Source organism: Thainema salinarum CENA647 (genome assembly GCF_057732415.1).
This window is the reverse complement of record NZ_JBYJZJ010000022.1, coordinates 2,652,813-2,678,181: the sequence shown is the minus strand read 5'-3', so window position 1 is coordinate 2,678,181 and position 25,369 is coordinate 2,652,813. Positions and strand designations below refer to the sequence as shown.

Annotated in this window: 24 protein-coding genes and 1 pseudogene; 13 read left to right on the top strand and 12 right to left on the bottom strand. The window is 50.9% G+C overall.

What is annotated here, in order from left to right; translation table 11 throughout:
• Positions 1 to 92: 92 nt before the first annotated feature.
• The 3 genes from AC286M_RS18690 to AC286M_RS18680 are packed head-to-tail and all read left to right on the top strand — an operon-like array spanning position 93 to position 1,859.
• The gene (locus tag AC286M_RS18690; protein WP_488205823.1) at positions 93 to 740 is read left to right on the top strand and encodes a MotA/TolQ/ExbB proton channel family protein; all 648 of its coding nucleotides are present in this window, start codon (positions 93 to 95) and stop codon (positions 738 to 740) included.
• Positions 727 to 1,197 carry an ExbD/TolR family protein gene (locus AC286M_RS18685; RefSeq protein WP_488205822.1) on the top strand — a complete coding sequence of 157 codons (471 nt, stop codon included), beginning with the start codon at positions 727 to 729 and terminating at the stop codon, positions 1,195 to 1,197. Before AC286M_RS18690 ends, AC286M_RS18685 begins: the two co-directional genes overlap by 14 nt.
• 14 nt (positions 1,198 to 1,211) lie before the next feature.
• Positions 1,212 to 1,859, top strand: coding sequence for a hypothetical protein (locus tag AC286M_RS18680; protein WP_488205821.1), 648 nt, complete (start codon positions 1,212 to 1,214; stop codon positions 1,857 to 1,859).
• 50 nt (positions 1,860 to 1,909) lie between these two features.
• Here the strand turns inward: AC286M_RS18680 and AC286M_RS18675 are convergent, their stop codons facing one another.
• The gene (locus tag AC286M_RS18675) at positions 1,910 to 2,512 is read right to left on the bottom strand and encodes a DUF2087 domain-containing protein (protein ID WP_488205820.1); all 603 of its coding nucleotides are present in this window, start codon (positions 2,510 to 2,512) and stop codon (positions 1,910 to 1,912) included.
• Positions 2,513 to 2,694: 182 nt separating this feature from the next.
• On the opposite strand from AC286M_RS18675, the gene AC286M_RS18670 reads away from it, so the two are divergent.
• From AC286M_RS18670 to AC286M_RS18645, 6 genes are all read left to right on the top strand, one after another.
• A complete protein-coding gene (locus AC286M_RS18670) occupies positions 2,695 to 2,934 on the top strand; it encodes a ribbon-helix-helix domain-containing protein (RefSeq protein ID WP_488205819.1) in 240 nt (79 codons plus the stop codon).
• 7 nt (positions 2,935 to 2,941) lie between these two features.
• Positions 2,942 to 3,376 (top strand): hypothetical protein, encoded by a 435-nt coding sequence (locus tag AC286M_RS18665; RefSeq protein ID WP_488205818.1) that lies wholly within the window; start codon positions 2,942 to 2,944, stop codon positions 3,374 to 3,376.
• Positions 3,377 to 3,381: 5 nt separating this feature from the next.
• Complete coding sequence (locus tag AC286M_RS18660; RefSeq protein WP_488205817.1) at positions 3,382 to 3,813, top strand: HNH endonuclease; 432 nt, start codon at positions 3,382 to 3,384, stop codon at positions 3,811 to 3,813.
• Positions 3,814 to 4,006: 193 nt separating this feature from the next.
• Positions 4,007 to 5,791, top strand: coding sequence for an alpha/beta hydrolase (locus AC286M_RS18655; protein ID WP_488205816.1), 1,785 nt, complete (start codon positions 4,007 to 4,009; stop codon positions 5,789 to 5,791).
• A gap of 70 nt (positions 5,792 to 5,861) precedes the next feature.
• Complete coding sequence (locus tag AC286M_RS18650) at positions 5,862 to 6,764, top strand: alpha/beta hydrolase (RefSeq protein WP_488205815.1); 903 nt, start codon at positions 5,862 to 5,864, stop codon at positions 6,762 to 6,764.
• Between the two features lie 361 nt (positions 6,765 to 7,125).
• On the top strand, positions 7,126 to 7,500 hold the full coding sequence (locus tag AC286M_RS18645; RefSeq protein WP_488205814.1) for a hypothetical protein: 375 nt from the start codon (positions 7,126 to 7,128) through the stop codon (positions 7,498 to 7,500).
• Here the strand turns inward: AC286M_RS18645 and AC286M_RS18640 are convergent.
• From AC286M_RS18640 to AC286M_RS18615, 6 genes and pseudogenes are all read right to left on the bottom strand, one after another.
• A complete protein-coding gene (locus AC286M_RS18640; protein WP_488205813.1) occupies positions 7,442 to 8,215 on the bottom strand; it encodes a hypothetical protein in 774 nt (257 codons plus the stop codon). The two genes, AC286M_RS18645 and AC286M_RS18640, sit on opposite strands and share 59 nt — an antisense overlap.
• 166 nt (positions 8,216 to 8,381) lie before the next feature.
• Positions 8,382 to 8,861 (bottom strand): hypothetical protein, encoded by a 480-nt coding sequence (locus AC286M_RS18635; protein ID WP_488205812.1) that lies wholly within the window; start codon positions 8,859 to 8,861, stop codon positions 8,382 to 8,384.
• Positions 8,862 to 9,365: 504 nt separating this feature from the next.
• Positions 9,366 to 9,539 (bottom strand): annotated as a pseudogene (locus tag AC286M_RS18630) (transposase); the annotation flags it as partial.
• Between the two features lie 38 nt (positions 9,540 to 9,577).
• The gene (locus tag AC286M_RS18625; RefSeq protein WP_488202900.1) at positions 9,578 to 10,948 is read right to left on the bottom strand and encodes an IS4 family transposase; all 1,371 of its coding nucleotides are present in this window, start codon (positions 10,946 to 10,948) and stop codon (positions 9,578 to 9,580) included.
• Between the two features lie 69 nt (positions 10,949 to 11,017).
• A complete protein-coding gene (locus tag AC286M_RS18620; protein ID WP_488208851.1) occupies positions 11,018 to 11,545 on the bottom strand; it encodes a transposase in 528 nt (175 codons plus the stop codon).
• Positions 11,546 to 11,549: 4 nt separating this feature from the next.
• On the bottom strand, positions 11,550 to 12,041 hold the full coding sequence (locus AC286M_RS18615; protein ID WP_488205811.1) for a transposase family protein: 492 nt from the start codon (positions 12,039 to 12,041) through the stop codon (positions 11,550 to 11,552).
• Between the two features lie 12 nt (positions 12,042 to 12,053).
• Between AC286M_RS18615 and AC286M_RS18610 the strand changes: the two genes are divergently transcribed.
• The 3 genes from AC286M_RS18610 to AC286M_RS18600 all read left to right on the top strand — a co-directional run bounded on the left by AC286M_RS18610 (position 12,054) and on the right by AC286M_RS18600 (position 14,226).
• Entirely contained in the window at positions 12,054 to 13,424 is a 1,371-nt protein-coding gene (locus tag AC286M_RS18610; RefSeq protein WP_488205810.1) for an IS4 family transposase, read from the top strand.
• 222 nt (positions 13,425 to 13,646) lie between these two features.
• Entirely contained in the window at positions 13,647 to 14,006 is a 360-nt protein-coding gene (locus tag AC286M_RS18605; RefSeq protein ID WP_488205809.1) for a DUF6972 family protein, read from the top strand.
• The gene (locus AC286M_RS18600) at positions 13,969 to 14,226 is read left to right on the top strand and encodes a hypothetical protein (RefSeq protein WP_488205808.1); all 258 of its coding nucleotides are present in this window, start codon (positions 13,969 to 13,971) and stop codon (positions 14,224 to 14,226) included. Before AC286M_RS18605 ends, AC286M_RS18600 begins: the two co-directional genes overlap by 38 nt.
• Before the next feature lie 304 nt (positions 14,227 to 14,530).
• Here AC286M_RS18600 and tnpA read toward each other — a convergent pair whose 3' ends face one another.
• Positions 14,531 to 14,974 carry an IS200/IS605 family transposase gene (gene tnpA / locus AC286M_RS18595; RefSeq protein WP_488202591.1) on the bottom strand — a complete coding sequence of 148 codons (444 nt, stop codon included), beginning with the start codon at positions 14,972 to 14,974 and terminating at the stop codon, positions 14,531 to 14,533.
• Positions 14,975 to 15,148: 174 nt separating this feature from the next.
• On the opposite strand from tnpA, the gene AC286M_RS18590 reads away from it, so the two are divergent.
• A complete protein-coding gene (locus tag AC286M_RS18590) occupies positions 15,149 to 15,559 on the top strand; it encodes a hypothetical protein (RefSeq protein WP_488205807.1) in 411 nt (136 codons plus the stop codon).
• 139 nt (positions 15,560 to 15,698) lie between these two features.
• On the opposite strand, the gene AC286M_RS18585 is transcribed toward AC286M_RS18590, so the two are convergent.
• From AC286M_RS18585 to AC286M_RS18570, 4 genes are all read right to left on the bottom strand, one after another.
• The gene (locus AC286M_RS18585) at positions 15,699 to 18,053 is read right to left on the bottom strand and encodes an acyl-CoA dehydrogenase (RefSeq protein ID WP_488205806.1); all 2,355 of its coding nucleotides are present in this window, start codon (positions 18,051 to 18,053) and stop codon (positions 15,699 to 15,701) included.
• Positions 18,054 to 18,204: 151 nt separating this feature from the next.
• Positions 18,205 to 19,392 carry a thiolase family protein gene (locus tag AC286M_RS18580; protein WP_488205805.1) on the bottom strand — a complete coding sequence of 396 codons (1,188 nt, stop codon included), beginning with the start codon at positions 19,390 to 19,392 and terminating at the stop codon, positions 18,205 to 18,207.
• Positions 19,393 to 19,406: 14 nt separating this feature from the next.
• On the bottom strand, positions 19,407 to 21,770 hold the full coding sequence (locus tag AC286M_RS18575; protein WP_488205804.1) for a 3-hydroxyacyl-CoA dehydrogenase/enoyl-CoA hydratase family protein: 2,364 nt from the start codon (positions 21,768 to 21,770) through the stop codon (positions 19,407 to 19,409).
• Positions 21,771 to 22,096: 326 nt separating this feature from the next.
• The gene (locus AC286M_RS18570) at positions 22,097 to 24,289 is read right to left on the bottom strand and encodes an AMP-dependent synthetase/ligase (protein WP_488205803.1); all 2,193 of its coding nucleotides are present in this window, start codon (positions 24,287 to 24,289) and stop codon (positions 22,097 to 22,099) included.
• Positions 24,290 to 25,369: the final 1,080 nt, after the last annotated feature.

The following is a 25,369-nucleotide window of genomic DNA, read 5'->3' as shown; positions in this document are numbered from 1 at the left end:
AAGACTAATCACCAGCTTCCTTTACAGCCTTTTACAGCCTTTACAGCCCTTTCACTCCTCACTCCTCACGTCCTTCAAGCTATGATCAGCCCATGATTGAGTTCTTTATTGCAGGCGGAGTCGTGATGATTCCGCTGCTCATCCTGTTTATCATTGCCATTTTGCTAGTTGTAGAACGCTTGCTGTTCTGGCAGCGAATTACCCGTCGTCAGCAGAAAGTTGTCCACAACGTGCTGATGGCCTATCGCCGCGATCCAGGCGCAGTTAAAGCCCTGCTGAAGCAAAATATTGATTTGCCCATTGCCCGGATTTTCTTAGATGCGCTCAGCCTCAAGCAGGCCACACCCGATGATTTTCGCTTAGCACTGGAAAGCGCGACCCAGGCCGAGCTGCCCCGGCTGAAACGATTTACAGTCGGGTTTGAAACGATTATCAGTGTGGCTCCCCTGCTCGGCCTGCTGGGGACAATTCTGGGTTTGATTACCTCATTTGCGTCCATTAATATTGGCGATGTTGGCGGCAGCAATACGGCGGAGGTGACGGGCGGCATCAGCGAAGCGCTGATTTCTACGGCGGCAGGGCTAGTCGTCGCCATCTTCACCCTCCTCTTTGCTAATGCCTTTCGTAGTCTCTACAAGCGCCAAATTGCCCTGATTCAAGAATATGGCGGTCAGCTAGAGTTGATGTATCGCCGCTGGTATGAAACTGCTCGTCGAGGTCATCCCTATGCGTCTTCCTGAAGAACCAGACATTCCCCCCCAGCTCAATATCGTGCCGATGATTGATGTCATCTTCGCGATTTTGACGTTTTTTATCGTGTCTACGCTGTTCCTCACCCGCTCAGAAGGCTTACCTGTTAACCTGCCACAGGCCGCCACTGCTGAGATGCAGCAGAATACCCCCGTGACCGTGACCATTGCCGCCAATGGTGCGATCGCACTTAACCGTAATCCGGTCGAATTCGAAGCTCTTCAGCCCAGTATTGTGGCCTTGCTAACCGATCAAAGCAATAAGCTGGTTGTGATCAACGCCGACGAAGCCGTCCCCCACGGGCGCGTCGTCGCCATCATGGATCAGATTCGCCAAATTGAAGGTGTCCAAATGGGCATTGCCACCCAGCGACCCGCTCCTGAACCCGCACTGTCAGAACCCAATACAGATACAACCAATGAAGCCGAGACTGACGCAGTAGAGTAAACAATAGATAAACCGTGAATGAACTTGTCGGTGTCTTTTTCAAGACATTTGTTTTAATTCAGGTTCTAATTTATCTCGCCCTCCTGGTCTTTTCTTTTCTGATCCTAGGCGTTGCTGATTTCAGCGTTGCCGCATCTGTTGCTGATCCCTCAAAGCTGGCGGTGATCGGCGCGATGAGCGCAATCCTTATTGCAGGCGGATTACAGTGGTGGATCAATCGAGCCATTGCTCAACGCAATACACGGATCAGTGCAGAACGCCAGAATGCTTCATCCGATGCCGATCAAGCCGCTGGCTGCGCTGAACTGAGCACCTTGATCAGTCAAGTTGTGGGGACAATCATCTACATACTGCTGCTGCCGTTGGCATTCTCAAAAATCGGTGAGTGGATCTATCAACTCAACTGGTGGGTGTTCACCTCGTTACGCAATCAATGGCCACCCTTGATCTACCTTTTATCGGTAATGAGTTTCCTTGGCTTTCTATTTCAAAACAGCCTCATCTACTGCGAATGGCTATTGGGTCGAGCCTTCTTTATTGGCTTTCTTTTTCCCAATCAACCCCTATTCTTGTACACCGTTGTTCCTGCGATCGCAGGTCTTTGGGCACAGGTAACATACAAACTGATCAAACTGGCGCGTTTGGGTTTAGAACGATCATGAAGCGATGTGATGTGCGATCGCAAACACCACTTTGCTAAATATGAGCGTTATTAATTTTGATCCGCCTCGGTGCGCCATTCTGCCGCAGGAATTCGCCAATAGTTGCCCTGGGCTCTCTGCATCATGTTGTAGCCAATGAACTCCCGCCGCAGCGTTGCAACATCAGCATGAAACGGCTTCAGCACAGCATTGACTTCCTTTTCTGCATACTGCCTGTCTTCATCAAACTGATTCACTAACCACTTCAGCACCACCCAACGCTTCTTACGGCTGGCTGGCAGCTCTTGCAGACGACCATCAACAAAATAGCTGCGTAAAATCTTTGCCTCCCAAGCGTCAGTGTCAATATCGGTTGTCAATTCCACAATCTGCTCAGGCGTAAACAAGGCTTTCGTCATGGTTTCCAGCGCCTGTTGATCCAACTTGTAGAAGTGGATGTTTTTGTCTTGCCGCATCTGCACCAGCTCAAGCTGTTTCAGCTTTGCGAGATGATGGGAGACGGTTGGCTCCTTGAGATTCAGTAAAGCAGCAAGCTCTTCAACGCTATGCTCTCGCTGCGCGAGTAAACCAATGAGCTTCAAGCGGCTCTCATTCGCTAAAGCCTTGAAAAATGAAAGTAAAGTTTCAACCTGCGGCTGTGTCACGGCTAACATAGCTGTTCATCCTATATAGATATTCATCTAATTAGATGCTAATCTAAATTAACCAGCAATGTCGAGTCACGAAAAAACAGAGTGGACAACCCGCAGTGCTAAGACCAAGTTTTACCCGGCTACTTCTATTCCTACGTTTCTAGCTATCCTAAGAGATAATGCCATCCGACGAGATCGAACCAATGCTGAACATTTCTTTGCCAGAGCCGATTCAAGCATTTGTTGAAGAGCAAGCAAAAGCAGCAGGATTTCACTCAGCCAATGAGTATGTCTATCAGCTTATTTTGCAAGAGCAGGCGCGAATTGCTCAGCAGGAACGCATCGAATCACTGCTGCTAGACGGACTAGACAGTGGAGATGCGGTTGAAGCAACAGATGATTGGTGGGAGCAAAAACGCGCTCAGCTAGTTGAGCAGGTCTAATCGTCGGATGTATGACCAAACGCATAAAGGTATTTCTTTAGCTATGGCACAAATCACCATCGATATTCCTGATGATCTGGCCCAGCAACTGGCTCCTTTTCAAAGCCAGTTTTCTGACCTGTTTACCCGATTGATTGCTACAGCCTTACTTGCACAACCCGATTCCACTCAAACTAACTCTCCAAGTTTGATCAATTCTTCAGGCACCTATCAAGAAATTTTAGATTTTCTCGTTAGCCGTCCGACCTCCGAGCAAATCATTAATTTCAAAGTCTCTCAAGCTTCACAGGAGCGCCTGCAAATCTTATTGAAGAAAAGCCGTGAGGCGGTCTTGACTACCGCAGAACGGGCAGAACTCGATCTTTATGAGCAGTTGGACACGTTGATGGGTTTTCTTAAAATCCGAGCATATACTGCCTTCAACACAAATTCTCAAAGCTGATTACTGTGACTGATTACATTCCGGCATCACTTCGCCAACTGGTTTTTCAGCGAGCATCAGGAACTTGTGAATACTGTCTAATCCATCAGACGTTTTCAATTTACAGTCATGAAATTGATCATGCGATCGCACTTAAGCATGGCGGCCAAACCACTGCCGAAAACCTCGTCTTAGCTTGTCTACCTTGTAACCGCCACAAAGGCTCTGACATAGCTAGCATCGATCCGATAACTGGTGATATTACGCCTCTTTTCAATCCTCGTATTGAAATTTGGTCAGAGCATTTCAAGCATGATTGCGGATTCATCATAGGTGTGACTCCGGCTGGAAGAACCACCGTGTTTTTGCTCAAGATGAATGATGCCAATCGGTCGCAACTCCGTCAAGCTTTGGCTTTACAGGGACTTTATCCAAACCTTCCTAGTATCTCGCAATGATAAGTTGGCCTACTTCCATCAACCATCACACTTTCATCGACATTTCGTTCTCATTTAGCGTTTCATCCCCAGTTAGCCCTCATTAGAGATTGCTAATCGTTACTAAATCCCCCAGTTCTAGCGTCGATCGACCATCATAGAAACAGGAGAAGAGCGGACAGCAGCCATGTTGTTCGTTTTTTGGACTGTCTATATGATCCCTCCTGAATCTTCGTCTCCTGCTGTGCCGGAGCCGCCCGCTACACCATCCAGCTCATCTGCCGAACGCAACTTTAGAGCGTTTCTGATTCAGTTCTTTCGGCGGGTCAAGAATTTTTTCGATGCCCAAGCGCTGCCCTACGTCGCCAATAAAACCTGTGAAGTGTACTTGGGTGACAGCCATAAATCTCATCAGGTGAAGTGTCGGCGAATTTTGCGATCGCGCCTTGAACTCAATCCCACGCAGCTCCAGCATTTTTTCCAGACCTCCGTGGGAGACATGCTAGTGGGCTGGTTTGAGCACTTCTTCCATTTACCGGATCATCACGACAATCATCCTGACAAACGCCATGCGCTGAAGGAAATGCTGATTCAAATGGCGGCTGATCCAGAAGGTTTGTCACTGCTCAGCTTTTTGCGGCGTTTCCCAGACACGATTCAGTTCAACACCGACCAGCTCTTGTTCACCGCGAAACGGGTGGAGCTGATGCTGCAAGAAACCGATCGCACCATTGCAACGGTTCGTGAACTAGCGGCTCAAGAGCAGCAGGTCGCCTCTGCCGTTAACTTTGCTGAGCTGCCCGATTTGCAGCAGCGGGGGGATTTTACCGTCAAGCGATTTCGGTTTATGCTCGATGGGACACAGCGGCATCAGGTGGATGATAGCGAAGAGTTGCGATCGCTCTCCGTTACCTGCTACGAACCGCAGCCCTGGCCGGAGAAAATGTACGTAATTGTGCAGTCCCACGGTCTAGCCTCTAGTCCCGATGATATGGAGCTGTATGGCCGACACATGGCCTCTCACGGTTACGTTGTAGTCGCACCGCAGCACCCCGGCAGTGATATTAGCTATGTGCGGCAGATGCTTCAGGGTGAAACGGCTGAACTGTTCAAGTGGACAGAGTTTATTAATCGACCGCTGGATATCCAGGATACGCTGGATGAACTAGAGCACCGCAATGCAGAAATTTATGACAACCGCCTACAGCTTGATGCCGTGGGGATTATGGGCTACTCGTTTGGTGCGTATACCGCATTTGCCCTAGCGGGAGCCGAGATTCATTTTGAAACGCTGGAAAGTGCCTGTGGCGCAACGATTTGCGACCCAAATATTTCGCTATTGCTCCAGTGCCAAGCCCTTGGTTTGCCGCGCCAGCGATACCACTTGCTCGATCCACGCATTCGGGCGATTCTTTCGCTTGATTCGGTGGGCAGTGAAGTTTTTGGCCCAATGGGGATGTCAAACGTGCAAATTCCGGCCATGCTGGTAGCAGGAAGCCATGATCCGGCTGCTCCTCTCGCGTTTGAGCAAATTCGTATGTTCCACTGGTTGCAAAACTCAGATGCTTATTTAGCATTAATGCAGGGCAAATCTCATCTGCGTGATGCCCAACGTCTAGTTCGCCTATTGGATCTGCAGATCAATGTTTCGCCTAGCCCCAATCAAAATCGTGGTGCAGCCGATGTTCCCCTGCCCTTTGAGTCCTATGTGAAGGCGCTCAGCATTGCGTTCTTTGGCGTACATATTAAACAAGAAAGCGCGATCGCACCCTACCTCAGCTCCAGCTACGCCAACTACCTCAGCCAGTCCCCCTACGACTTCTGGCTGCTCAGCCAAGCCTCCAAACCCCAGCTCGATCACCAGCTAGAGCAGTTGGATCTCAACCTCGTCTCTGAACTGATTGACTCTAATACAAATTCCATTACACCCCCCACAACCTCAACGGCATCCTCTCCCCCTCCCCCTCACCATCAACTGATTCACGTGCTTCACTATTAACCACTCCCCCCTCCTCCACCCATCCACCCTACTATCCATCCAACCTCGACTCATCCACGGAGAACCCAGCATGAGACGCACCGAAGGACGATTCAAAACCGCTGACGGACTCGAACTGTATTACCAACAGTGGCATCCAGATGGCGAAGTGAGGGCTGGACTCCTAATTGTACATGGATTAGGGGCTCGCTGCGGTTGGTTTGAAAATGTGATTCAGGCACTGTTGCCGCAGGGGATTATGGTCTATGAGTATGACCTGCGGGGACATGGTCGTTCATCAGGACAGCGAGGTCATATTCAGTCGTGGCAGCAGCATCGCCAGGATTTGCACCAGTGCTGGCTATTGATGCGTAAGCAACTGCCTAATCGACCTTGCTTTATCATGGGGCACAGCCTGGGTGGGGTAATTGTGCTGGACTATGTGATGCACCGTAAAACCAACTGTGCGGATGGGGTGCTGCCGCCAGCAGGAATGATTTTGATGGCTCCAGCGATTGGGCCAGTGTGTGTGCGATCGCTAAAGCTGCTGATTGGGCGGTTCTTTTCCAGAATTTATCCTCGGTTTACGCTCAATACGGGTATTTGCCGGGAATCTGCCTCCCGCGATCCGGCAATTTTGGAAGCCTATGCGGCGGATAAGTTGCGCCACACGAAGGGAACGGCGCGACTGGCCACGGAGTTTATTCGGACGACGGAGTGGATTCGGGCGCATCTGTCGGAGCTTCAACTGCCGACGTTGGTGCTACAGGGCAGCGCAGATGCGGTGACGCTGGCACCAGGCAGCCGCTATTTGTTTGACCAGTTGCAGATGGATGATAAGCAGTATCGCCTCTATGAGGGGGGATACCACGATTTACACAATGATCTCTGTGCGGCAGAGGTAGCAGGGGATATTGCCACTTGGCTAAGTCAGCATGTGGAGGGCAAGCGCATGGTGTGTAAGCTACCGGAGCATTCACAGGTCGAGGCTTGACGGTGGTTGATTAATAGAGTGCGATCGCAGTTTTTGATGAGTCGGAGAAAGCGCGATCGCAACTTGTACTAAACCTAGAGACAATTCGGCAAATGCTATATTGCGTTTTTCAACGATTACGTATTTCCCCGTAGATGTAGACTATAACGGCAAAAAGGGGGCCTCTAAACAGCTCCAACTTAACTCTAATTGTATTGCCACATCACCATCGGTTAGTACCTCCAAGGGTAATGATATAGAAGCCTCAGACACCTATATTGTTAAGGTCTTTCGGTTAGTCACTGTTGCTAGTCCAGGATTCACGAATTCAGGGTGCTATCCGTTATAGCTTTGCCCATTCAGGCTTAAGAGGTTTTGATTTATGTTTAGGAGAACGTTATTTTTTGCGACTGCATTCACTGTTCCTTTGCTACTAGCGAGTTCTGCAAAAGCTGCTGTCTTTAACTTGACGATTGACGGCAGCGATGCAATTTTCTTGGCGGGTAGAACAGACTTGAGTATTCCTTCAGCCGCAGACCCGTGGGGTGTTTTGCTCCGGCATGGTTCTTCCACACCAGAAGAAATCCAAGAAACCTTCCCTCCTTTCCTTTCAGTTAACGCGGGTGATGTCATTCGAGTCGCTGATCCAGCTATTGGTGGGGTGAATTTCTTTAAGGCAAAACTGACTGAGGAGCAGATTAAGGAATATACCCCAGCTCATTTTGCAAAATGGTATTGGCATCAGCAACGGTGCTAACGCCGCGATCGGTCAAGCTACGGCTCGCGGCAGCATCGACGGTGAAGTAGCCGCCCTCATTGTTATAGACCGTCGTCACTGGAAAGGGCATGCTTCCGGTTGGGCCTGCCCCGGTAATGTAATCCGCAATGACAATGACATAGTCAAAACCGTTAAGCAGATGGAACGACACGGCCTGAGTTTCCCACAAAATCCAGGTAGCATCAGGATTGGCGGGTAGCTGCTCAATCAGCTCTCCCTCAGGTGACATGAGGTAAATGGCTAAGTCGTTGACGCTACTGCTAGGATCATCCACAGCAGAGGTAACAACGAATGCGACTTCTCCGAAATCGCGCAAATTCACCCAAAAACTCTGATCGATGTTGATAGATCGCCCTTGTACAGGCAGATTGCGCTCAACCCAACCCAATTCTGCCGGAGTCAGTAACCGAGATTCCCCAGCACCAAGAGTGAGTTCATCATTTACAGATGATGCTTCTGCAGGAGCACTAGAGGGATCTAAAACAGGTTGAGTAGCATCGGGTTCAGGGCTATTCTTATCTGTTGGAGGGGCAGATGCTGAGCTGTTAGGTTCAACCGCAGAGACTCCAGATGTGGTCAGTTCCGAGGGAGCCGTATCAGCGGCTGGCGGAGTGCTACCACAGCCATTCAAGCTCAGGGCACTACCCACCAACGCTGCGGTGAACCATTGGGAGAAACCAAGTCGTTGGGGCATCGGTCAAGACCTCAAGCGAAACAGGCAAGTACATCATCCACCTAACGCTCTTGCTGCCTAGAGAGTGCCCAAAGTTGAATCTGCAGCCACAAAACTAGAGAAAAATAAAAATAGTAGAGTCGGGTTCCAAGACGTGCGATCGCATCTCCATTAACTCAGACTCAAGTTAGCGATCGCGATCCCAGCGAAAAATTGCGCTTTGAATAAGCTGCAGGCGCGTTGCTTCAGGGGTGCGTTTTCGTTCGAATTCAATTAACCGATCAGCCATTGAGTGATCACCCGCTGCTCGACGCACGAGCTGTTGATAGGCTTGGCGTTCTAACCCACGGTTGGTATTGCCCAATCGACTCATAAACCACATAACGAGGCGAACTGCCGCGACGGCGAGTGGCACTAGGATTGCAGCCCAGAACAACCCAGCAGCCATCAAAAAGCCGCTCAGACAAACCAGAGCTGCGATCGGAATTATGTAAGTCCGCCACGCTGGTTGTTCGGCATAGCCTTCTTCACGGCGATCGGGCAAAAGATGGGCATACTGTGCTGCTTCAGACCAGCCCGTTTCTTTATCAGAGCCACACTCCGGACAGGCACGGGCCTTGAGCGGCACATCTGTCCCACAAACTGGGCAGGTAAAATACTCAGTCATCCTGGTTTGATCCTTCAACGGGCGAACAGCAACCGATCTGATATACAAATTGTCATCAGTAAATTATATGTGGAACTCTATTGAAGGAAGGTTTTCAGCATTAGAGTTGTAGATAGGATAGGAACTGCGATCTTCTTTTTATTTATTTACAAATAGGGATGCATTGATGAAGTGTTAGTATTCTTTATTAGATATTAGTTGATACCAGTACTGATAGATGCGCAACATAGAAAAGGATTTTTGTATCTAGTAACACTATGGAGATCAAAATATGGGAGTTAAACTAAAAACTAAGCACGTAAAGAAAGCCTACAAAGCTGCTTGCAAACATGCTCCAGTTGCACTCATGGTCGCAGAAGCTGTTTTCCCTAATGCAAAACTTGTCCGTGCTGTTTCAAAGGTAGCGAGAAACTTATCCTGACTTTTGTAAAACCCAGCCTTGATTGCAGCGTGAGTAAAAAATCTATTTTTTAGGCTCTTCTGACATTATAGTGATAAGTTTTTCTAATCAGGAAAGCAAGCTAATAGACGAGCGCGAAAGTTCTCAAAGTTTGTGAAGCCATAAGCTCTTCGCTTTATGAGTTTGAGCTTGTTGTTGATACCTTCCATAACGCCACTCGTTGTCCGGGTCTTAAAGTAATTGCAAATACCATCTAGATGATTCTGTATCGTTTGTATGACATCACCATAGACGAATGGCACTGACATAAGCTGTATCAAGCTAGCAACCTGGCTTTCAAGACGGAGCGAGGTTCCTGCATTCTTGGGAACGGTTTGGGACGGCGCTTTACAACTCGGGGTTCTGAACGGTTGGGTCGAAACGGAATCACCAACTCTCGCACCACGTTTAACAAGGCCTGGTAGCCTCGCCGTCGTTCGGATGGAGCTAGATGCAGCAACTCAGGCCGGAAGTGATTGAACTGTTGCCGAGCACCTTGTAGAGAGACTCGCAACACCCCGACCTCGCCGTCGGCTGTCGCCTCCCACATCAGGGTGCGAAGCAGATTGTAGGCCAACAGATGCACCCAAATACTTTTGCTCACCATGGTGGGTGTTTTGGCAGCAATCATCTCCATGGCTAAGGTGGTTTTGAGATGCCGGAGATTAACTTCGGCGGCCTGCCAGCGGAGCTGATAGAGTTCGGCAAGTTTAGCTTTGGGATAGCGGTTGGGATCGAGTAGCGTCGTTACCACCACAAAGTTGGTCGGGCGAAACCCAGGAACCTGAATGAAGAGATACACTTCCCGCACCTCAATGGATGCCGCCAGAGCCTCGAACTCCTGCGGCTTGAGGGCTTGAGGGCATTGCTTCGGGCGCTGCCAGCGGACGATGTGATCGCCAATGCCCAGTTTTTTGCCCCGTCTGAAATCGCAGCGGCGCTGATGATGCTTGCGAAAGACAGCATCGGCTCCCATCCGGGCGACCCAGGCCAAATCTACATAGGTGCCATAGGCTGAATCGGCCACCACCACATCCTCGGGGCGCAGTTTCTGATAGAGTTGGCGGGCTAGACGCCATTCACTCACCCGCAACGGAGCCATCGCCACGGCCATAACCGCTCCCGTGGTGACACAAAACCACACTTGGAGTTTGAGAATCGGAAAGCCGCAGCCCTCTTTCTGATTGCTGTGTTGAGGATACTCGGCTTGGTTGGCCTGCGTGTCACTCATCAAGACCGTCGTCGCATCAAAGGCTTTAACCGGACGGCCACACCAGCGTTGCTCTGGGGAGACTTGGCGCTGCAACGCCCTCACCACCCGCTCGAACAGGGGCGGAAATATCGACTCGGGAAGGCGTTTTCGTGCTTTACTATAGCCCCCGGTATCGGCTGAGGGCACCTCCAATCCCGACACGCTCATCCAGGTCACCACTCGCTTGACTGCATGGCTGAGACTGCTGTCGGCATCCAGCACTTGGGAGAGCCAACTCCACAGGACGACCATGGGAGTGTAGAGGACTTGTCGATATCGGATTCCCTGCTCGCTCAGCACAGTTTCAATCTCTGCTTCCGGCAGCATCTCAGCAAAGGGTAGACCGATGCTGCTCTGATAGTTGGCCTTGAGAACGTCCGCACGATTCGGCATCATAGAGGCAAGGTTATGGGCTTCAACGGTTTGATTCTGACAAATCAGGCGCTTGAAGCCTTTTTTGCTCTCTTATGTCAGTGCCATTCCACCATAGACTGCCCTGGCCTTCTTGAGCCAAATTAAAATGTTCCGTTTGCCTTCTTCAGGAGTATGGTTTGTTTCAAAAATAGTCCTTAAATCTTCCTTGAGTTGGTAGGCTTTTCTCAATCGGCTTGAATGCTTCAAAATGTGCGCTAGCTTAACGTGCTCTTCACCGCTTAAATCTTCATTGTTCTTAAGCAAAAGAAACTGACTACCTTTTACTGTCATTCGGGTCTGTCTGCGAATTTTATTCAATTCTTGATTGACCAATTGTATGACGTGAAAACGGTCAAAAACTAATATCGCATTTGGAAAGACAGCCTGGACAACTTTGGGAAACCCACCCCACATATCGACGCTTACTTCTGTGACTTGTTCTCGTACCTCAATCGGTTGCTGCTGAAGCACGTCAATGATCGTGTCCTGCTGATGACTGTCAATGACTTCGAGCAACTTCCTGCGATCAATATCGCAAACAACAGTAGCAAAATCTCGATGCCCTTTTCGCTTACTAATCTCATCAATGCTGACTCGCTTTACGGCTCCCCAGTCTTTTTTTCTCTTGGGTAAACTTATGCTGAAAAATTCCCTGTACTTGGTCCCAACTTAATTCTTCTTCTCGACTCACTTGTTCAATGCTCATGGCGTTTACTCGGTCATAAATCATGGTTTCATAGCGTTGTGTATAACGCCGTTGCCAATCAACACAGTCTAATCGTTCGGTAAAATATCTTTGGCATGCCCGACAGTAAAATTGGCGACGCGGAACCCGCAAGTAAACCGCTTGACCCGAAATGGGTAAATCACGTATCAAAACGGAGCGATTTTGATTGAGTTCATCGCTGCTAGCTTGGCAGTGAGGACACGCGGCAAATTCATTCAAACAACGTAGCTTTAGAAAGGCTTCTCTGCCTTCTTGAACGCAACTCTCTACAGTCGAATGGCACTGACATAAGAGAGCAAAAAAGGCTTCAAGCGCCTGATTTGTCAGAATCAAACCGTTGAAGCCCATAACCTTGCCTCTATGATGCCGAATCGTGCGGACGTTCTCAAGGCCAACTATCAGAGCAGCATCGGTCTACCCTTTGCTGAGATGCTGCCGGAAGCAGAGATTGAAACTGTGCTGAGCGAGCAGGGAATCCGATATCGACAAGTCCTCTACACTCCCATGGTCGTCCTGTGGAGTTGGCTCTCCCAAGTGCTGGATGCCGACAGCAGTCTCAGCCATGCAGTCAAGCGAGTGGTGACCTGGATGAGCGTGTCGGGATTGGAGGTGCCCTCAGCCGATACCGGGGGCTATAGTAAAGCACGAAAACGCCTTCCCGAGTCGATATTTCCGCCCCTGTTCGAGCGGGTGGTGAGGGCGTTGCAGCGCCAAGTCTCCCCAGAGCAACGCTGGTGTGGCCGTCCGGTTAAAGCCTTTGATGCGACGACGGTCTTGATGAGTGACACGCAGGCCAACCAAGCCGAGTATCCTCAACACAGCAATCAGAAAGAGGGCTGCGGCTTTCCGATTCTCAAACTCCAAGTGTGGTTTTGTGTCACCACGGGAGCGGTTATGGCCGTGGCGATGGCTCCGTTGCGGGTGAGTGAATGGCGTCTAGCCCGCCAACTCTATCAGAAACTGCGCCCCGAGGATGTGGTGGTGGCCGATTCAGCCTATGGCACCTATGTAGATTTGGCCTGGGTCGCCCGGATGGGAGCCGATGCTGTCTTTCGCAAGCATCATCAGCGCCGCTGCGATTTCAGACGGGGCAAAAAACTGGGCATTGGCGATCACATCGTCCGCTGGCAGCGCCCGAAGCAATGCCCTCAAGCCCTCAAGCCGCAGGAGTTCGAGGCTCTGGCGGCATCCATTGAGGTGCGGGAAGTGTATCTCTTCATTCAGGTTCCTGGGTTTCGCCCGACCAACTTTGTGGTGGTAACGACGCTACTCGATCCCAACCGCTATCCCAAAGCTAAACTTGCCGAACTCTATCAGCTCCGCTGGCAGGCCGCCGAAGTTAATCTCCGGCATCTCAAAACCACCTTAGCCATGGAGATGATTGCTGCCAAAACACCCATCATGGTGAGCAAAAGTATTTGGGTGCATCTGTTGGCCTACAATCTGCTTCGCACCCTGATGTGGGAGGCGACAGCCGACGGCGAGGTCGGGGTGTTGCGAGTCTCTCTACAAGGTGCTCGGCAACAGTTCAATCACTTCCGGCCTGAGTTGCTGCATCTAGCTCCATCCGAACGACGGCGAGGCTACCAGGCCTTGTTAAACGTGGTGCGAGAGTTGGTGATTCCGTTTCGACCCAACCGTTCAGAACCCCGAGTTGTAAAGCGCCGTCCCAAACCGTTCCCAAGAATGCAGGAACCTCGCTCCGTCTTGAAAGCCAGGTTGCTAGCTTGATACAGCTTATGTCAGTGCCATTCCTCTACAGTCAAGTTTGGTAAATTTAAGAGCTTATCTAGGTGGAAGTCCATTGCAGCAACAGTCTACTGGTTGTCGCCTAGTATACGAAATTCACCTTAAACCCGGAAGAACCATTTTTTATTCACGCTGTTTTATTAGCAGCATGTTAGCGACCTCGAATAAAGTAACAGTTCGAACGTCATGTACATCACGTAATTCATGAGCGGAATTAATCGAGACATCATTCCAGATCCTCGCCTCAGTCTCATTTACCGCCATTTATCTGGTACTTCTCAAGTTCAACGGCTGTTGCGAAAAGAAGGCAGAGCACATGTGTTTAATGATGTTGAAACTTTAGAACGAGTAACAAGAGCCATCATCGAGATGGGGGAGCAGACGGGAGTAGATGACGAAGACGACGATTATGAGCGATATGGGCTCTACTTCCCCGAAGCGATCGGTTACATCATTAGAATAGATGGTAGCCGAACACCTCTTTTTTACGGTGAGATCAAAATTATAAAAGCCACAGGTGAATATCATGCTATCCCACGAACTGGCCCTCGCCGAACAAGCTAAAACATGGAAGTTCTTGGAACTCTGGGTTGATCCAGTTCTCTTTCCGCCCAAAATCTTGATGCTGGTTGGCGATCAGGATGGATCTTGTCGCATCTTTAATCCTGGTGCCAACTACAAATTGGTGATTGCCCACTCAGACTATGAAGCCGCAAGAGAATGGTTGCTTGAGGATGAATACGAGCGCGTTCAAGGCCAGCTTTTAGCAGAAGAAGTTTTTTGATTTGCTGGTAGATCGCGTTTTCTGATGGCTACGATCGCGCATTCGCTTTTTCTCTGTTGAGAAAACGACATTGATTAAATAACTACTCTCCTTCTCAATGAAGGCAATGCCTTGGAACAGCGATCTAAGTTCATGCTGACTGCTTTAGCTGTTTGGTGGGAATGCTATAGGTAATCGATCAAGGCGATTATGTATGAATGATGAATTGACGTGCCGTGTAGGGGCATTTTTGCAAGCTCATAGCGATTTTGTATATGATTCGTGCAAATGAAATACCCCGCCGCAAGCGGACGGGGTATCAGAATCAAAAAAGAGCAAGTTGATTATCCCGATGCAATTTGAGGTAATCTTTGCCTTGGGCTTGAACATATTTGGCGATCATTCCTTCATCCCCGTGGCGGCCTACTGTACTCGCAAAATATCCATCACTCCAAAACTCGCCTCCCCAAAGTTTCTGCTTCACTTGAGGGCATCGTTTGAAGACTTCTCGTGCAGTTAAACTTTTCAGCATCGTTACCAGTTTGGTCACACTATAGGTCGGCACGGACTGCACTAGAAAATGGACATGGTCTTTGTCCACTCCAATTTCGACAAACTTCACCTCGTAGCGTTTCTCGATTTCGAGGCAGACCTCTCGCAGAACCGCATCTACTTGCTCATCAAACACAACCCGTCGATACTTTGCTGGAAACACTAAGTGGTATAGCAAAACTGTTACGTTATGACTCTTGTGGATGTACTCACTCATTCTTAGATCTTACGCCGCAGAGCGGCGGGGAATGGACCCCAAGAGATTCAACAATGGTTCTTACCCATCTTATTGAGATCTTTGCCATAGCTTCGTCAATCTTGATTGGTACAAGATTCCTGAAAAGAACATTTGATCACCAACATTCTCAAAATAAGGATTGAGACAATTATTATGAATTTCAGCATTCGGAATTTGCTGTTCGTCCTGCTTTGTGGAACAGTATCAGGCTACTGGCTGGCCCCTTCATGGTTTGGAGTTGTAGAGGTAATTGGAATTGCGATCTTAATTGGCTGTCTTGTTTTGCCACTTCAAGACCAAGTAACTTGGTTGAGTCGGTTGAGGACAAGTTTGTTTTGGATCGGTAGTGGGCTAACCTTATTTTCAACACTTGCAGCAAGTTTCGTTGGATTTAACTTCTTTGTAGGGTGGCTTACAGTTATTTGTTTATGGACAGTTTTAAGTGGAACTATGCTTGAACTATCAAGTGTTTTAAATAGGTTTCAACTAGGATTACTACTGTATACTGCTGTCGGTTTGAGTTTAGGATTGGGTTATTTCGTTGGTATGAACTTCAGCTTTTGAATTATCGTTGATCACAGTCAAACAATTCAGAAGATTCACTTAATTAGCGCGATCGCACTTCTCCCATCAAGTACTGCTACTAGACGGTAAGAAGTGCGTTCAGCTTTGCTGTCTCGAAGAGAATCGCAGGTTGGAGAATTTAGGGTTTAACGGTCTGGGTGAGATTGGGCTGTGATACTTTTACCTTGCCATTCACGACATACCCGCCTCGTTGATACTCCTCGAAACTAAAGGCGTCTACTTGGATGGCCTCGTTCCGCAGTTGCTCAGCTTCGCGTACCAGTTCCGCCTCTGCTTCGCTGATCAACTCTTTATCAAGAGCCAGATCCAGCAGTTGATCGGGACGACCTTTGGGTAACTGGCCAGTGCGACTGGCGGCTTTGATCCTTTGGAGGATTTGATCCGCTTCGTGGGCGGCGGCAAATGCCTGTTCGATGCGGCCCAGAGCTTGAGTTGGATCGGTGGGGACGTGGATGCCGGAGGTAATGCGATCGCGGCTGTCCGATTGCCGTTGAAGTAGCTGAGCAACCTGATGTCCTAGCTCATCACTGGGAGGTTTGCCAATTGGATTCAGACGCAACCAGGGCAAGGCAATACCGCGCAGTAGCGGAGTTAGAGCGGGAACATGCAGATTATCAAGAATACCTTCAATGGCATCTTGAATTTGAGCAAAAGCATACTGGAGACTCCAGTGAACCAGCGGCAAGTCTGATTTGTGCGAGCCTTCGGCCTCAAAGCGGCGTAGGGTGGCGGTTGCTAAGTACATCCAGGACAGCACATCGGCAAAGCGACCCGTGAGTTTTTCTTCGCGCTTCAGATTGCCGCCGTAGCTAAATAGCGTCAGGTCAGTCAGGAAGGCAAATAGCGCCGATAACCAGGCCAGCTTGCGGTAGTAAATCGCCGTTTCACCGGAGACTGGAGATTTGGCAAAGCGGGCGTGGGTTAGGGTTAAGAACTTGGCCCGGAAGCCGTTGCTGAAGAATGAGCCGAGATGTGCCCAGAAGGCTTTATCGAACGCTGCGATGTCGTTACTGCTGAGTGCTTGAATTTCTTGATACACATAGGGATGGCAGCGGATGGCACCCTGACCAAAGATCATCAGCGTGCGGGTGAGGATATTCGCCCCTTCCACCGTGATCGCAATTGGCATCGCCGTGTAGATGTTAGCCAGCAGGTTACGTGGCCCCCGACAGATGCCGGAACCGCCCATCACGTCCATTCCATCGATGACCACCTGCCGCGCAAGTTCTGTTGAGTTATATTTTGCGATCGCAGATACGACGGCGGGTTGTTCGCCCTGATCAACGGCACCGCAGGTATAGAGACGGGTGGCATCAATCATATAGGTGAGGCCAGCAATCCGGGCCAGGGGTTCCTCGACGCCACCAAAGCGACCGATGGAGAGGCCGAACTGTTGCCGGATGACGCTGTGAGCACCTGTGACTCTGGCAACCAACTTGGCAACGCCTGTACCGCTGGCCGGGAAGCTAATCCCGCGTCCGGCAGCGAGGGACTGCATCAGCATCTTCCAGCCTTCGCCTGCTTGCTCCACGCCACCGATAATGTGGTCAATTGGTAGCACCACATCGTGGCCTTCAGTGGGTGAATTGTAGAACGGTACACCCATCGGGTCGTGACGCTGATTGATGATCACGCCTGGGGTGTGGGTGGGAATTAAGGCGCAGGTAATGCCGATATCCGTTCCCTTGCCCAGCAGGTTTTCGGGATCACGCAGTCGAAAGGCAAGGCCCAGGAGAGTTGCGATCGCACCCAGTGTAATATAGCGCTTCTTCCAGTTCAGCCGCATATAGAGCTGGCCGTCATCGCCTTTGAAGACTTCACCGTGGGAGGTGAGACTGGCGGCATCCGAGCCCGCATTCGGCTCAGTCAGCGCAAAGCAGGGGATATCTTCGCCACTGGCCAGTCTCGGTAAGTAATGGCGCTTCTGTTCCTCGGTGCCGTAGCGCAGCAGCAGCTTAGCGGGACCAAGGGAGTTGGTGACGCCGACGGTGGCCACGTGGGTAAACGAGCGGGAGGCTAGCTTTACCATCACGGCGCTGTAGGCCAGGTTGGAAAAGCCCAGTCCACCATACTCCTGGGGAATCATCATGCCAAAGAAGCGCTCTTGTCTCAGGTAGTCCCAGACCTCCGGCGGCAGGTCTTTGCGCTGGTAGATTTCCCAGTCGGTTGCCATCTGACAAACCTTTTCCACCTGGTTGTCGAGGAATGCCTGCACGTCAGGTGGGACGGTCGGGTAAGACTGCGATCGCAATCGGTCGAAGTCAGGTCTACCTGTAAAAAATTCCTGCTCGACCCAAGCATTTCCGGCTTCAATGGCTGCCCGCTCGGTGTCTGAAATCTTGGGCAGCAGGCGCATAGCGGTGATAGCTTTGACCAGCCAGCGGGTGATCAGGTTACGGCGCAGCCAGGGGATGAGCAGGATGCTGGTGAGCGCGCTGATGGTGATGAGGAGGGTAATGAGTAAGGCGAACATGGTTGTACCTACAGGTTATCTGCGGGGTTGCCCTCACCCCCAACCCCTCTCCCCGTGGGAGAGGGGAGCCGAGCTAGGGCTACTGGATAGGTTCGGAGAGGTTGCTAATTCTTGTTCCCTCTCCTGTGGGAGAGGGCTAGGGTGAGGGCAGTTAAATCATCAAGTTTTCAAATATGCCAGCCGCGCCGATGCCGCCGCCGACGCACATCGTGACCATGCCGTAGCGGGTGCCGCGTCGCTTCATCTCGTGTAGCAGCGTAGCCGTGAGCTTGGCACCAGAGCAGCCGAGGGGATGGCCAAGTGCGATCGCACCTCCGTTCACGTTCAGAATCTCTTCATTGAGACCCAGTTCACGAATGACGGCGAGGGACTGTGCGGCAAAGGCTTCATTCAGTTCGATTAGGCCGATATCACTGAGGCTGAGATCGACTTGCTTCAGGACTTTAGGAATAGCAGCTACGGGGCCAATGCCCATGATTTCTGGAGCCACGCCGGAGACGGCAAAGCCAATCAGGCGCGCCATCGGTTTGAGGTCGTACTGCTTCATTACGTCTTCGCTGACGATGAGCGTGGCGGCAGCTCCGTCGGACATTTGAGAAGAGTTACCTGCCGTTACCGTGCCGTCAGCCCGGAAGACAGGCTTCAGCTTGGCCAAGGCTTCCAGGTTAGTATCAGCACGTGGCCCTTCGTCGGTATCAAAGCTGGTTTCGATCGTTTCCAGCTTGCCGTTGACCCGCTGCGTTTCCCGGATAGTGATTGGGACAATCTCGTCTTTGAAGCGTCCCGCTTGGATGGTGGCCAATGCCCGCTGGTGCGATCGCAATGCAAAGGCATCCTGATCGGCGCGGGAAACGTTGAACTTAGTTGCCACGTTTTCGGCGGTCAAACCCATTGTGATGTAGGCTTCCGGGGCATCAGCTAGCAAGCCGGGACTGGGAGAAAACTGGTGTCCACCCATTGGGATCAGGCTCATGGACTCGGTACCGCCTGCGATGATCACATCGGACTGGCCCCAGGCGATGGCTTGGGTTGCCATCGCAATCGTTTGCAAGCCTGAGGAGCAGAGGCGGTTGACGGTGCAGCCTGCCACGGAATCCGGTAAACCAGCCCGTAAGCTCACTAATCGGCCTAGGTTAAAGCCCTGCTCGGCTTCGGGCATGGCGCAGCCCATAATCACGTCGTCAATTTGGTCAGAGACAAAGCCTGTGTCGGACACAGCAGCAAGAGCACCTTTGACGGCAACTGCGCCCATATCATCGGGCTGCATATGGCGGAGCATGCCACGAGGGGCTTTGCCAACCGCTGTGCGGACACTGCTGATAATGTATGCATCTCTCATGGTTCGGTTCCTCATCAGTTCCTCAGCGGTTTCTTGGTTTTGAGCATGTGGAGAATGCGCTCTTTGGTCTTGGGTTCGTCAATTAGCGGCAGGAAGTTATCGCGCTCTAGGCCCAGCAGATAGGCATCATCAACCTTAGCGGGTGCAGTCAAGTCGCCACCCGTCAAGACATAGGCCAGCCGTTCAGCCAAGGATTGATCAAACTCGCTAATGTAGTGGCCTTCGCGCATCACATAGGCCATGTGCTTCAGGATTGCCTGTGCGGGTTTGCCCAGTACCGGAATCGGCTCTACGACGGGTGCTTGATAACCCAGGTTGTGGAGGCAGAGCACTTCCTGTTTCGCAGCGTAAAGTCTGCGATCGCTGTTCATAATCACCTTAGTATCGGCGGGCAAGAAGCCTAGCTCCATTGCTTCATAGGCGCTGTTGGCGACTTTGGCCATGCCGACAGTGGTGAATACATGCTTTAGGTAGGGCAGAATATCGCTGGCTTCGTCAGTCAATGCCTGATTTGCTGCCCAGCGAGCCAGCCGCATTAGGCCACCGCCTGCCGGGATCAGTCCAACGCCCAGTTCAACTAGACCAATGTAGGTTTCCGGATCAGCCACCACATGAGGGCAGGCCATCGCAATCTCGCAACCGCCACCCAGCGCCCGACCGTGAACCGCCGCTACGATCGGCTTGTGGAAGTAATACATCCGCTGCACGAGCTGCTGCATCTTGTCGAGCAGCTTGGCGATGCCGCTGTGATTGCGGTTGAAGGGATTGAGGTTTTCCATCTGGGCCATCTTGCCGACTTCCGCCAGGTTGATGCCCACACAGAAGTTGTTGCCTTCATTACCCAGCACCATGCCTTTGGCATCATGTTCCTCTAGCCAATTCATCACCTCCTCTAGACCTTCAATTACCTTGCTGCTGAGGGTGTTCGCTTTGGAACGAAACTCATACAGAACGACACCATCGCCGAGATCGAGCAACACGGCTTCAGCGTTTTGCCAGAGCACGTTTTCGGACTTCTGCTTGATCACATCCAGATGAATTTCATCAGCGGGATGCGGCAAGTCTAAATAGCGATCGCGGCTGGGCACATACACCCGATCGTCTGCGTAGAAACCAACCGCTTTCGCCTGTTCCAGCGTCTTCACCCAGTCGGGGATGGTGTAGCCGTGCTTGATTAAATCCACCAGCACTGTTTCGAAGCCAATCGCGTCCCAGACCTCAAACGGGCCAAGCTCCCAGCCAAAGCCCCAGCGGATGGCTCGGTCAACATCGGCGGGACTATCGGCAATTTCGGGAATCCGGTTGGCGCTGTAGGCCAGCGTGGCCAGGATCATCTCGCGGAAGAAGTTGCCGCCCCGGTTGCGATCTCGATATAGCTTCCGTAGCCGTTCTTTCAGATCACTAACCTTCTTGATGCTGTCGATATCGCCCAGCTTCAGAGGCTTTGCGGATTCGTACTCAAAGGTTTTGGGATTAACGGACTTAATTTCGCCGTCAACCTTTTTGTAGAAGCCCTGGCGCGTCTTGGCTCCCAGCGTGCCTGTTTCCACCAGCTTGCGGAGCAGGTCGGGCACTTTGAACGTTTCCCGCTGCTCATCGTCGGGAATGGCCGGATAGAGGTTATCAGCGACGTACATCAGCGTGTCGAGTCCTACTAAGTCAGCCGTGCGGAACGTGCCGGATTTCGGTCGGCCCACCAGCGTCCCGGTCATCTCGTCAATTTCTTCAATCGTGTAGCCCTGGTCGGTAAAGGCTTTAATACCCAGCATGGAGACAAAGACGCCGATCCGGTTGGCAATGAAATTGGGCGTATCCTTGGCGAACACAATGCCCTTACCCAGATGCAGGCGGCCAAACCACTCCATGCGACCGAGAACGCTGGGACTGGTGTCAACCGTGGGAATTAGCTCCAGCAGCTTCAGGTAGCGTGGTGGGTTAAAGAAGTGCGTTCCCAGGAAGTGCTGGCGGAAGGATTTAGATCGTCCTTCTGCGATCGCATTTACCGATAGCCCGCTGGTATTGGTTGAAATGACGGTTTCTTTGCCGACGGTGCGCTCAATCCGCTCCATCAACTGCTGCTTCACGGAAAGATTCTCGACCACGGCTTCAATCACCCAGTCCACATTGGCTAGGCGGTCGAAGTGTTCATCGTAGTTACCGAGAATGACCCGCTGCGCTGCTTTTGCGGTATAAAAAATCGGTGGAGAGAGTTTTGTCGCTTTCTTGAAGGCGGTTTCAACCAGATCGTTTTTGTCGCCTGTGAGAGACGCCAGATCGAGCAGATGAACGGTCAGTCCCGCGTTTGCGAGATGAGCTGCAATCTGTGCGCCCATTACGCCAGCGCCTAAAACAGCAGCGGTGCGAAATGGTTTATACATAGCGGTTTCCTCTGAAGTGCAGTGAATGCTGAATAGATGGTGGAACCCTCACCCCCGGCCCCTCTCCCACAGGAGAGGGGAGTCGAACCATTCTTTTCTTGTTTTCTTCTCTGGGAGAGGGCTAGGGTGAAGGATTAGTATTGGTCTTGAAGTTAACCTCGTGGATGGATAAAAGGTGCGATCGCAGTTTGGAGTTGGTTCAAGATTGCGAAATGGGTATTGTTGGGTTTCGCTCTGCTCAACTCAACCTACAGGTTTGGTCGAATAGACAAACTAATTCCGGCTCCCCTCTCCCTGAGGGAGAGGGGTTGGGGTGAGGGCAAACGCTAATGATGCAGAAGCGATTTAGCGTAGGTTGGGCAGGCAACAGCAGGCGTCGCAAAAGGTGTAGCTGATACATAGTCATCATCGGCATCCCCTGCATCGGTGACTAGCGGATTGGGAGTATAGAGCGACTGAATCACAGCGGCAAACTGCTCTGTCACCCAAGATCGAGTGATCGTGCCGTCTGCCTGTAATCCACCGTTTTCAACGGATAGCTCCGCCTCGACAAGCGTGAAGCGGCGCACAGTTGACCAGTAGGGCAGGTGACAATTGGCCTGATCAATCAGGGCTTGATAGATTGCCAGCAAACGCGGATGGTTGAGCCAATTAACCTGCGTGCAGTCAATGCCCCATTCATCTGCTCCAGCCCTGAGCGCGTCAAGGTTTGGGAAGATCAGCATACCGCAGATTTTTTGGTTAGCTCCCACGGTGACGGCATGGTGGATTAGCGGCGACTGGATGAGTTCCTGTTCCAGCGGCAGCGGTGAGACATACTTACCCGTTGAGAGTTTGAATAAGGGCTTCTTCACGCCCGTAATTGTCAAGAATCCATCCTGATTAAGCTCACCCAGATCGCCCGTGTGGAACCAGCCCTCGTCAGTCAGTACCGACTGGGTACCGACCTCATCCTGGTAGTAGCCCTGCATGACAAACGGCGAGCGAATTAGAACTTCGCCATCATCTGCGATCGCAGTTTCAACTCCAGCAATCGGTGCGCCAACGGTGCCTGCTCGGTTATGCGTAGCGCGGTTGTAGAACAGCACGCCGCTGGTTTCAGTTAGGCCGTAGCCCTGTAGAACAGGAATGCCAGCAGCCGTGAACTGGTTCACCAGATCGGCTTGGATGGCTGCGCCGCCACAAATTAGCGATCGCAGTTTGCCCCCAAACGCTTCCCGCCATTTGCCGTAGACGAGGCGGTCGGCAAGCTGGAGCTGAAGTTTATACAAACCCCGTTGCGGCTGACTGACATCGAACCGCTGCGCCAAGCCCAAGGCCCAGTTGAAAATGGCGCGATCGGAACGCTTCAGCTTTTGTCCCCGGTCAATCAGCCGCTCATGAATTTTCTCGATCAGTCGCGGCACCGTAATCATCACCGTGGGCGAGACGGTACGCAGGTGCTTCACCAAATGGTTGGGGTCAGACAGATAAATGCTGTGACCGTAGGTTACGTGACCGTAGAAGAAGACCCGCGCAAAAATGTGGGTTAGCGGCAGGAACAGCAGCGTGGTTTCTGCATCGCCTCGCCCTAAGTCGGGGAAGCTGGAAAACGCCGCTAATACATTAGCCGAAATATTTTCGTGAGTTAGCATCACCCCCTTCGGACGCTTGGTTTCACTGGCGATATAGATAATGCTCGCTAGGTCAGACGGTGCGATCGCAGATTTTAACTCCGCAATTCGCGCCGCTGACCCGCGAGCCTGCCCCCGCTGCTGAACTTCAGCCAGCGACATCAACTGCACACACTGCGGCAGCGACCACAACCAGCAGTCAGTGCCAGATTGGGACTCAATCTCCTCACACCCTTGGCCTGGAATCAGCGGATGGGGAATCCGGAGGCAGCTTTCCGGCGGCGGCAAGGACACCGCTTTAGCCGAGTCATCAGCCAGAGTGCTTACCCCCTGAACTGAAGTGAAATCGGGTGATTGGGCGGCTGAACCAGCCTGCTCAACCAGTTCAACAACGGGAGAGACATCCTGGAGCAGCCCCCGCTTCACCTGCCGCCAGTTCTCCCCCGTTTCCGCCACAATCACCCACTGCACCGTTGCCGCCTGCCCCAGATAGGGCAAGAGCTGATGCAGCAAGTCTAAATTGGAAATGACCAGCGCCTTCACGGCTGCATGTTGCAGCACGTAGATAATGTTTTCAATCGTCTGCGTCAGGTCAATGGGCACGTCCACTAGCCCCGCTAGCAAACAGCCCATATCCACCGTGCAGAAGGACACATCACTGTGCATCACTAGCGCCACGCGATCGCCTTTCTCTAGCCCCAAATCCAGCAATCCCACAGCCACCGTTTCAGCCATCTGTCGAAAATCTTCGGTCGAAAGCACTTGCCAGCGGCGTTTTTGCCACTGATTCAGTGCCTGCGAATTAGGATTGCGATCGCAAGCTTCATCCAGTAGCGATGGCAGGGTTCGGCCCGAAATGAGCTGACCTGGATCGGGTAATGTTTGATGAGAAGATGCCCTAATCATTACAGTTAAGAAGCGCTAATGACGTTTTCATGTTCATGGATGGCTAAAAATGTCCAACTATGCTTTGCAGCATGTTTAAACGATGTTTGATTGAATTGACAAACTTGAACACAGATACCGTTAGTTTGATTTGAAAATAGAGAATATGATTCAATCAGCCAAGAAGGAGAAGAGCGGATTGATAGATAAGTTTGTATGAAGTTGTTGAGTACCTGTATTGGTTGCGATGCATCCTTTTGACGCTACCGACTGAAGCGAAATACTGATGATTCAGATGAGTTATCAATATGCATTCATGCAGTAACGAAAATGCTTTGCAAGCGTTCTATACTGCAAAGCACTAATAGACGAACGAATAGCTATGCACTAAACGTAATGCAGAGAATAAATAATAGATAAATGGACAACCATTACAAAATCCATAAGGATTTCGTTTAGTTTAAATCAAGCTTCTGTGAAACATTATTTAGACGATCAAAGCCAGTCTGGGGGCAAAATTACGACGCCTAAATTTGTTTAGAGAATGCAAAAAGACAGCTTGCAGCGCGTTTAGCTTATCTTCAGTATAGCCCGCTACTTTTTGACTGCCCACAAATGATACGTACCGCAAATAAGTTTTGTAAATCAGCAGTAATTCATCTATTGTTAATTCTGACTTTAGGTAGATTTATTGATCGTTATCAGCAGAACTCGTGACATCCTAAAACGGCATTCTTTCACCTCGAGATACCGATAAGCCCGACAAAACAGCCACAGATTACAAAATATAAACATTCATCAACAAGTTAATCATTTCGCCAAAATGTTCACAGTGAACATTTGATAATAAGGTAGTGATCCCCAATTAACTGCCCCATAGTAAGTGATCCCCGGTTCGTGATCCCCATTTGAGATCGCAACTCTCTGCCCATCAGTTCACAGCATGAGTCCAAAATTGAGCGATTCTCAGTAGAGAATCAGTATTTTGTCCAGGAATTCTCGATGTTTGATTCGTTATACTCGAGGCTTGATAAGAACGGACAACTGACTAAGTATTTGAACCTAATGTAAGCCTAATTCAACTTCAATTCAGTAACTAAA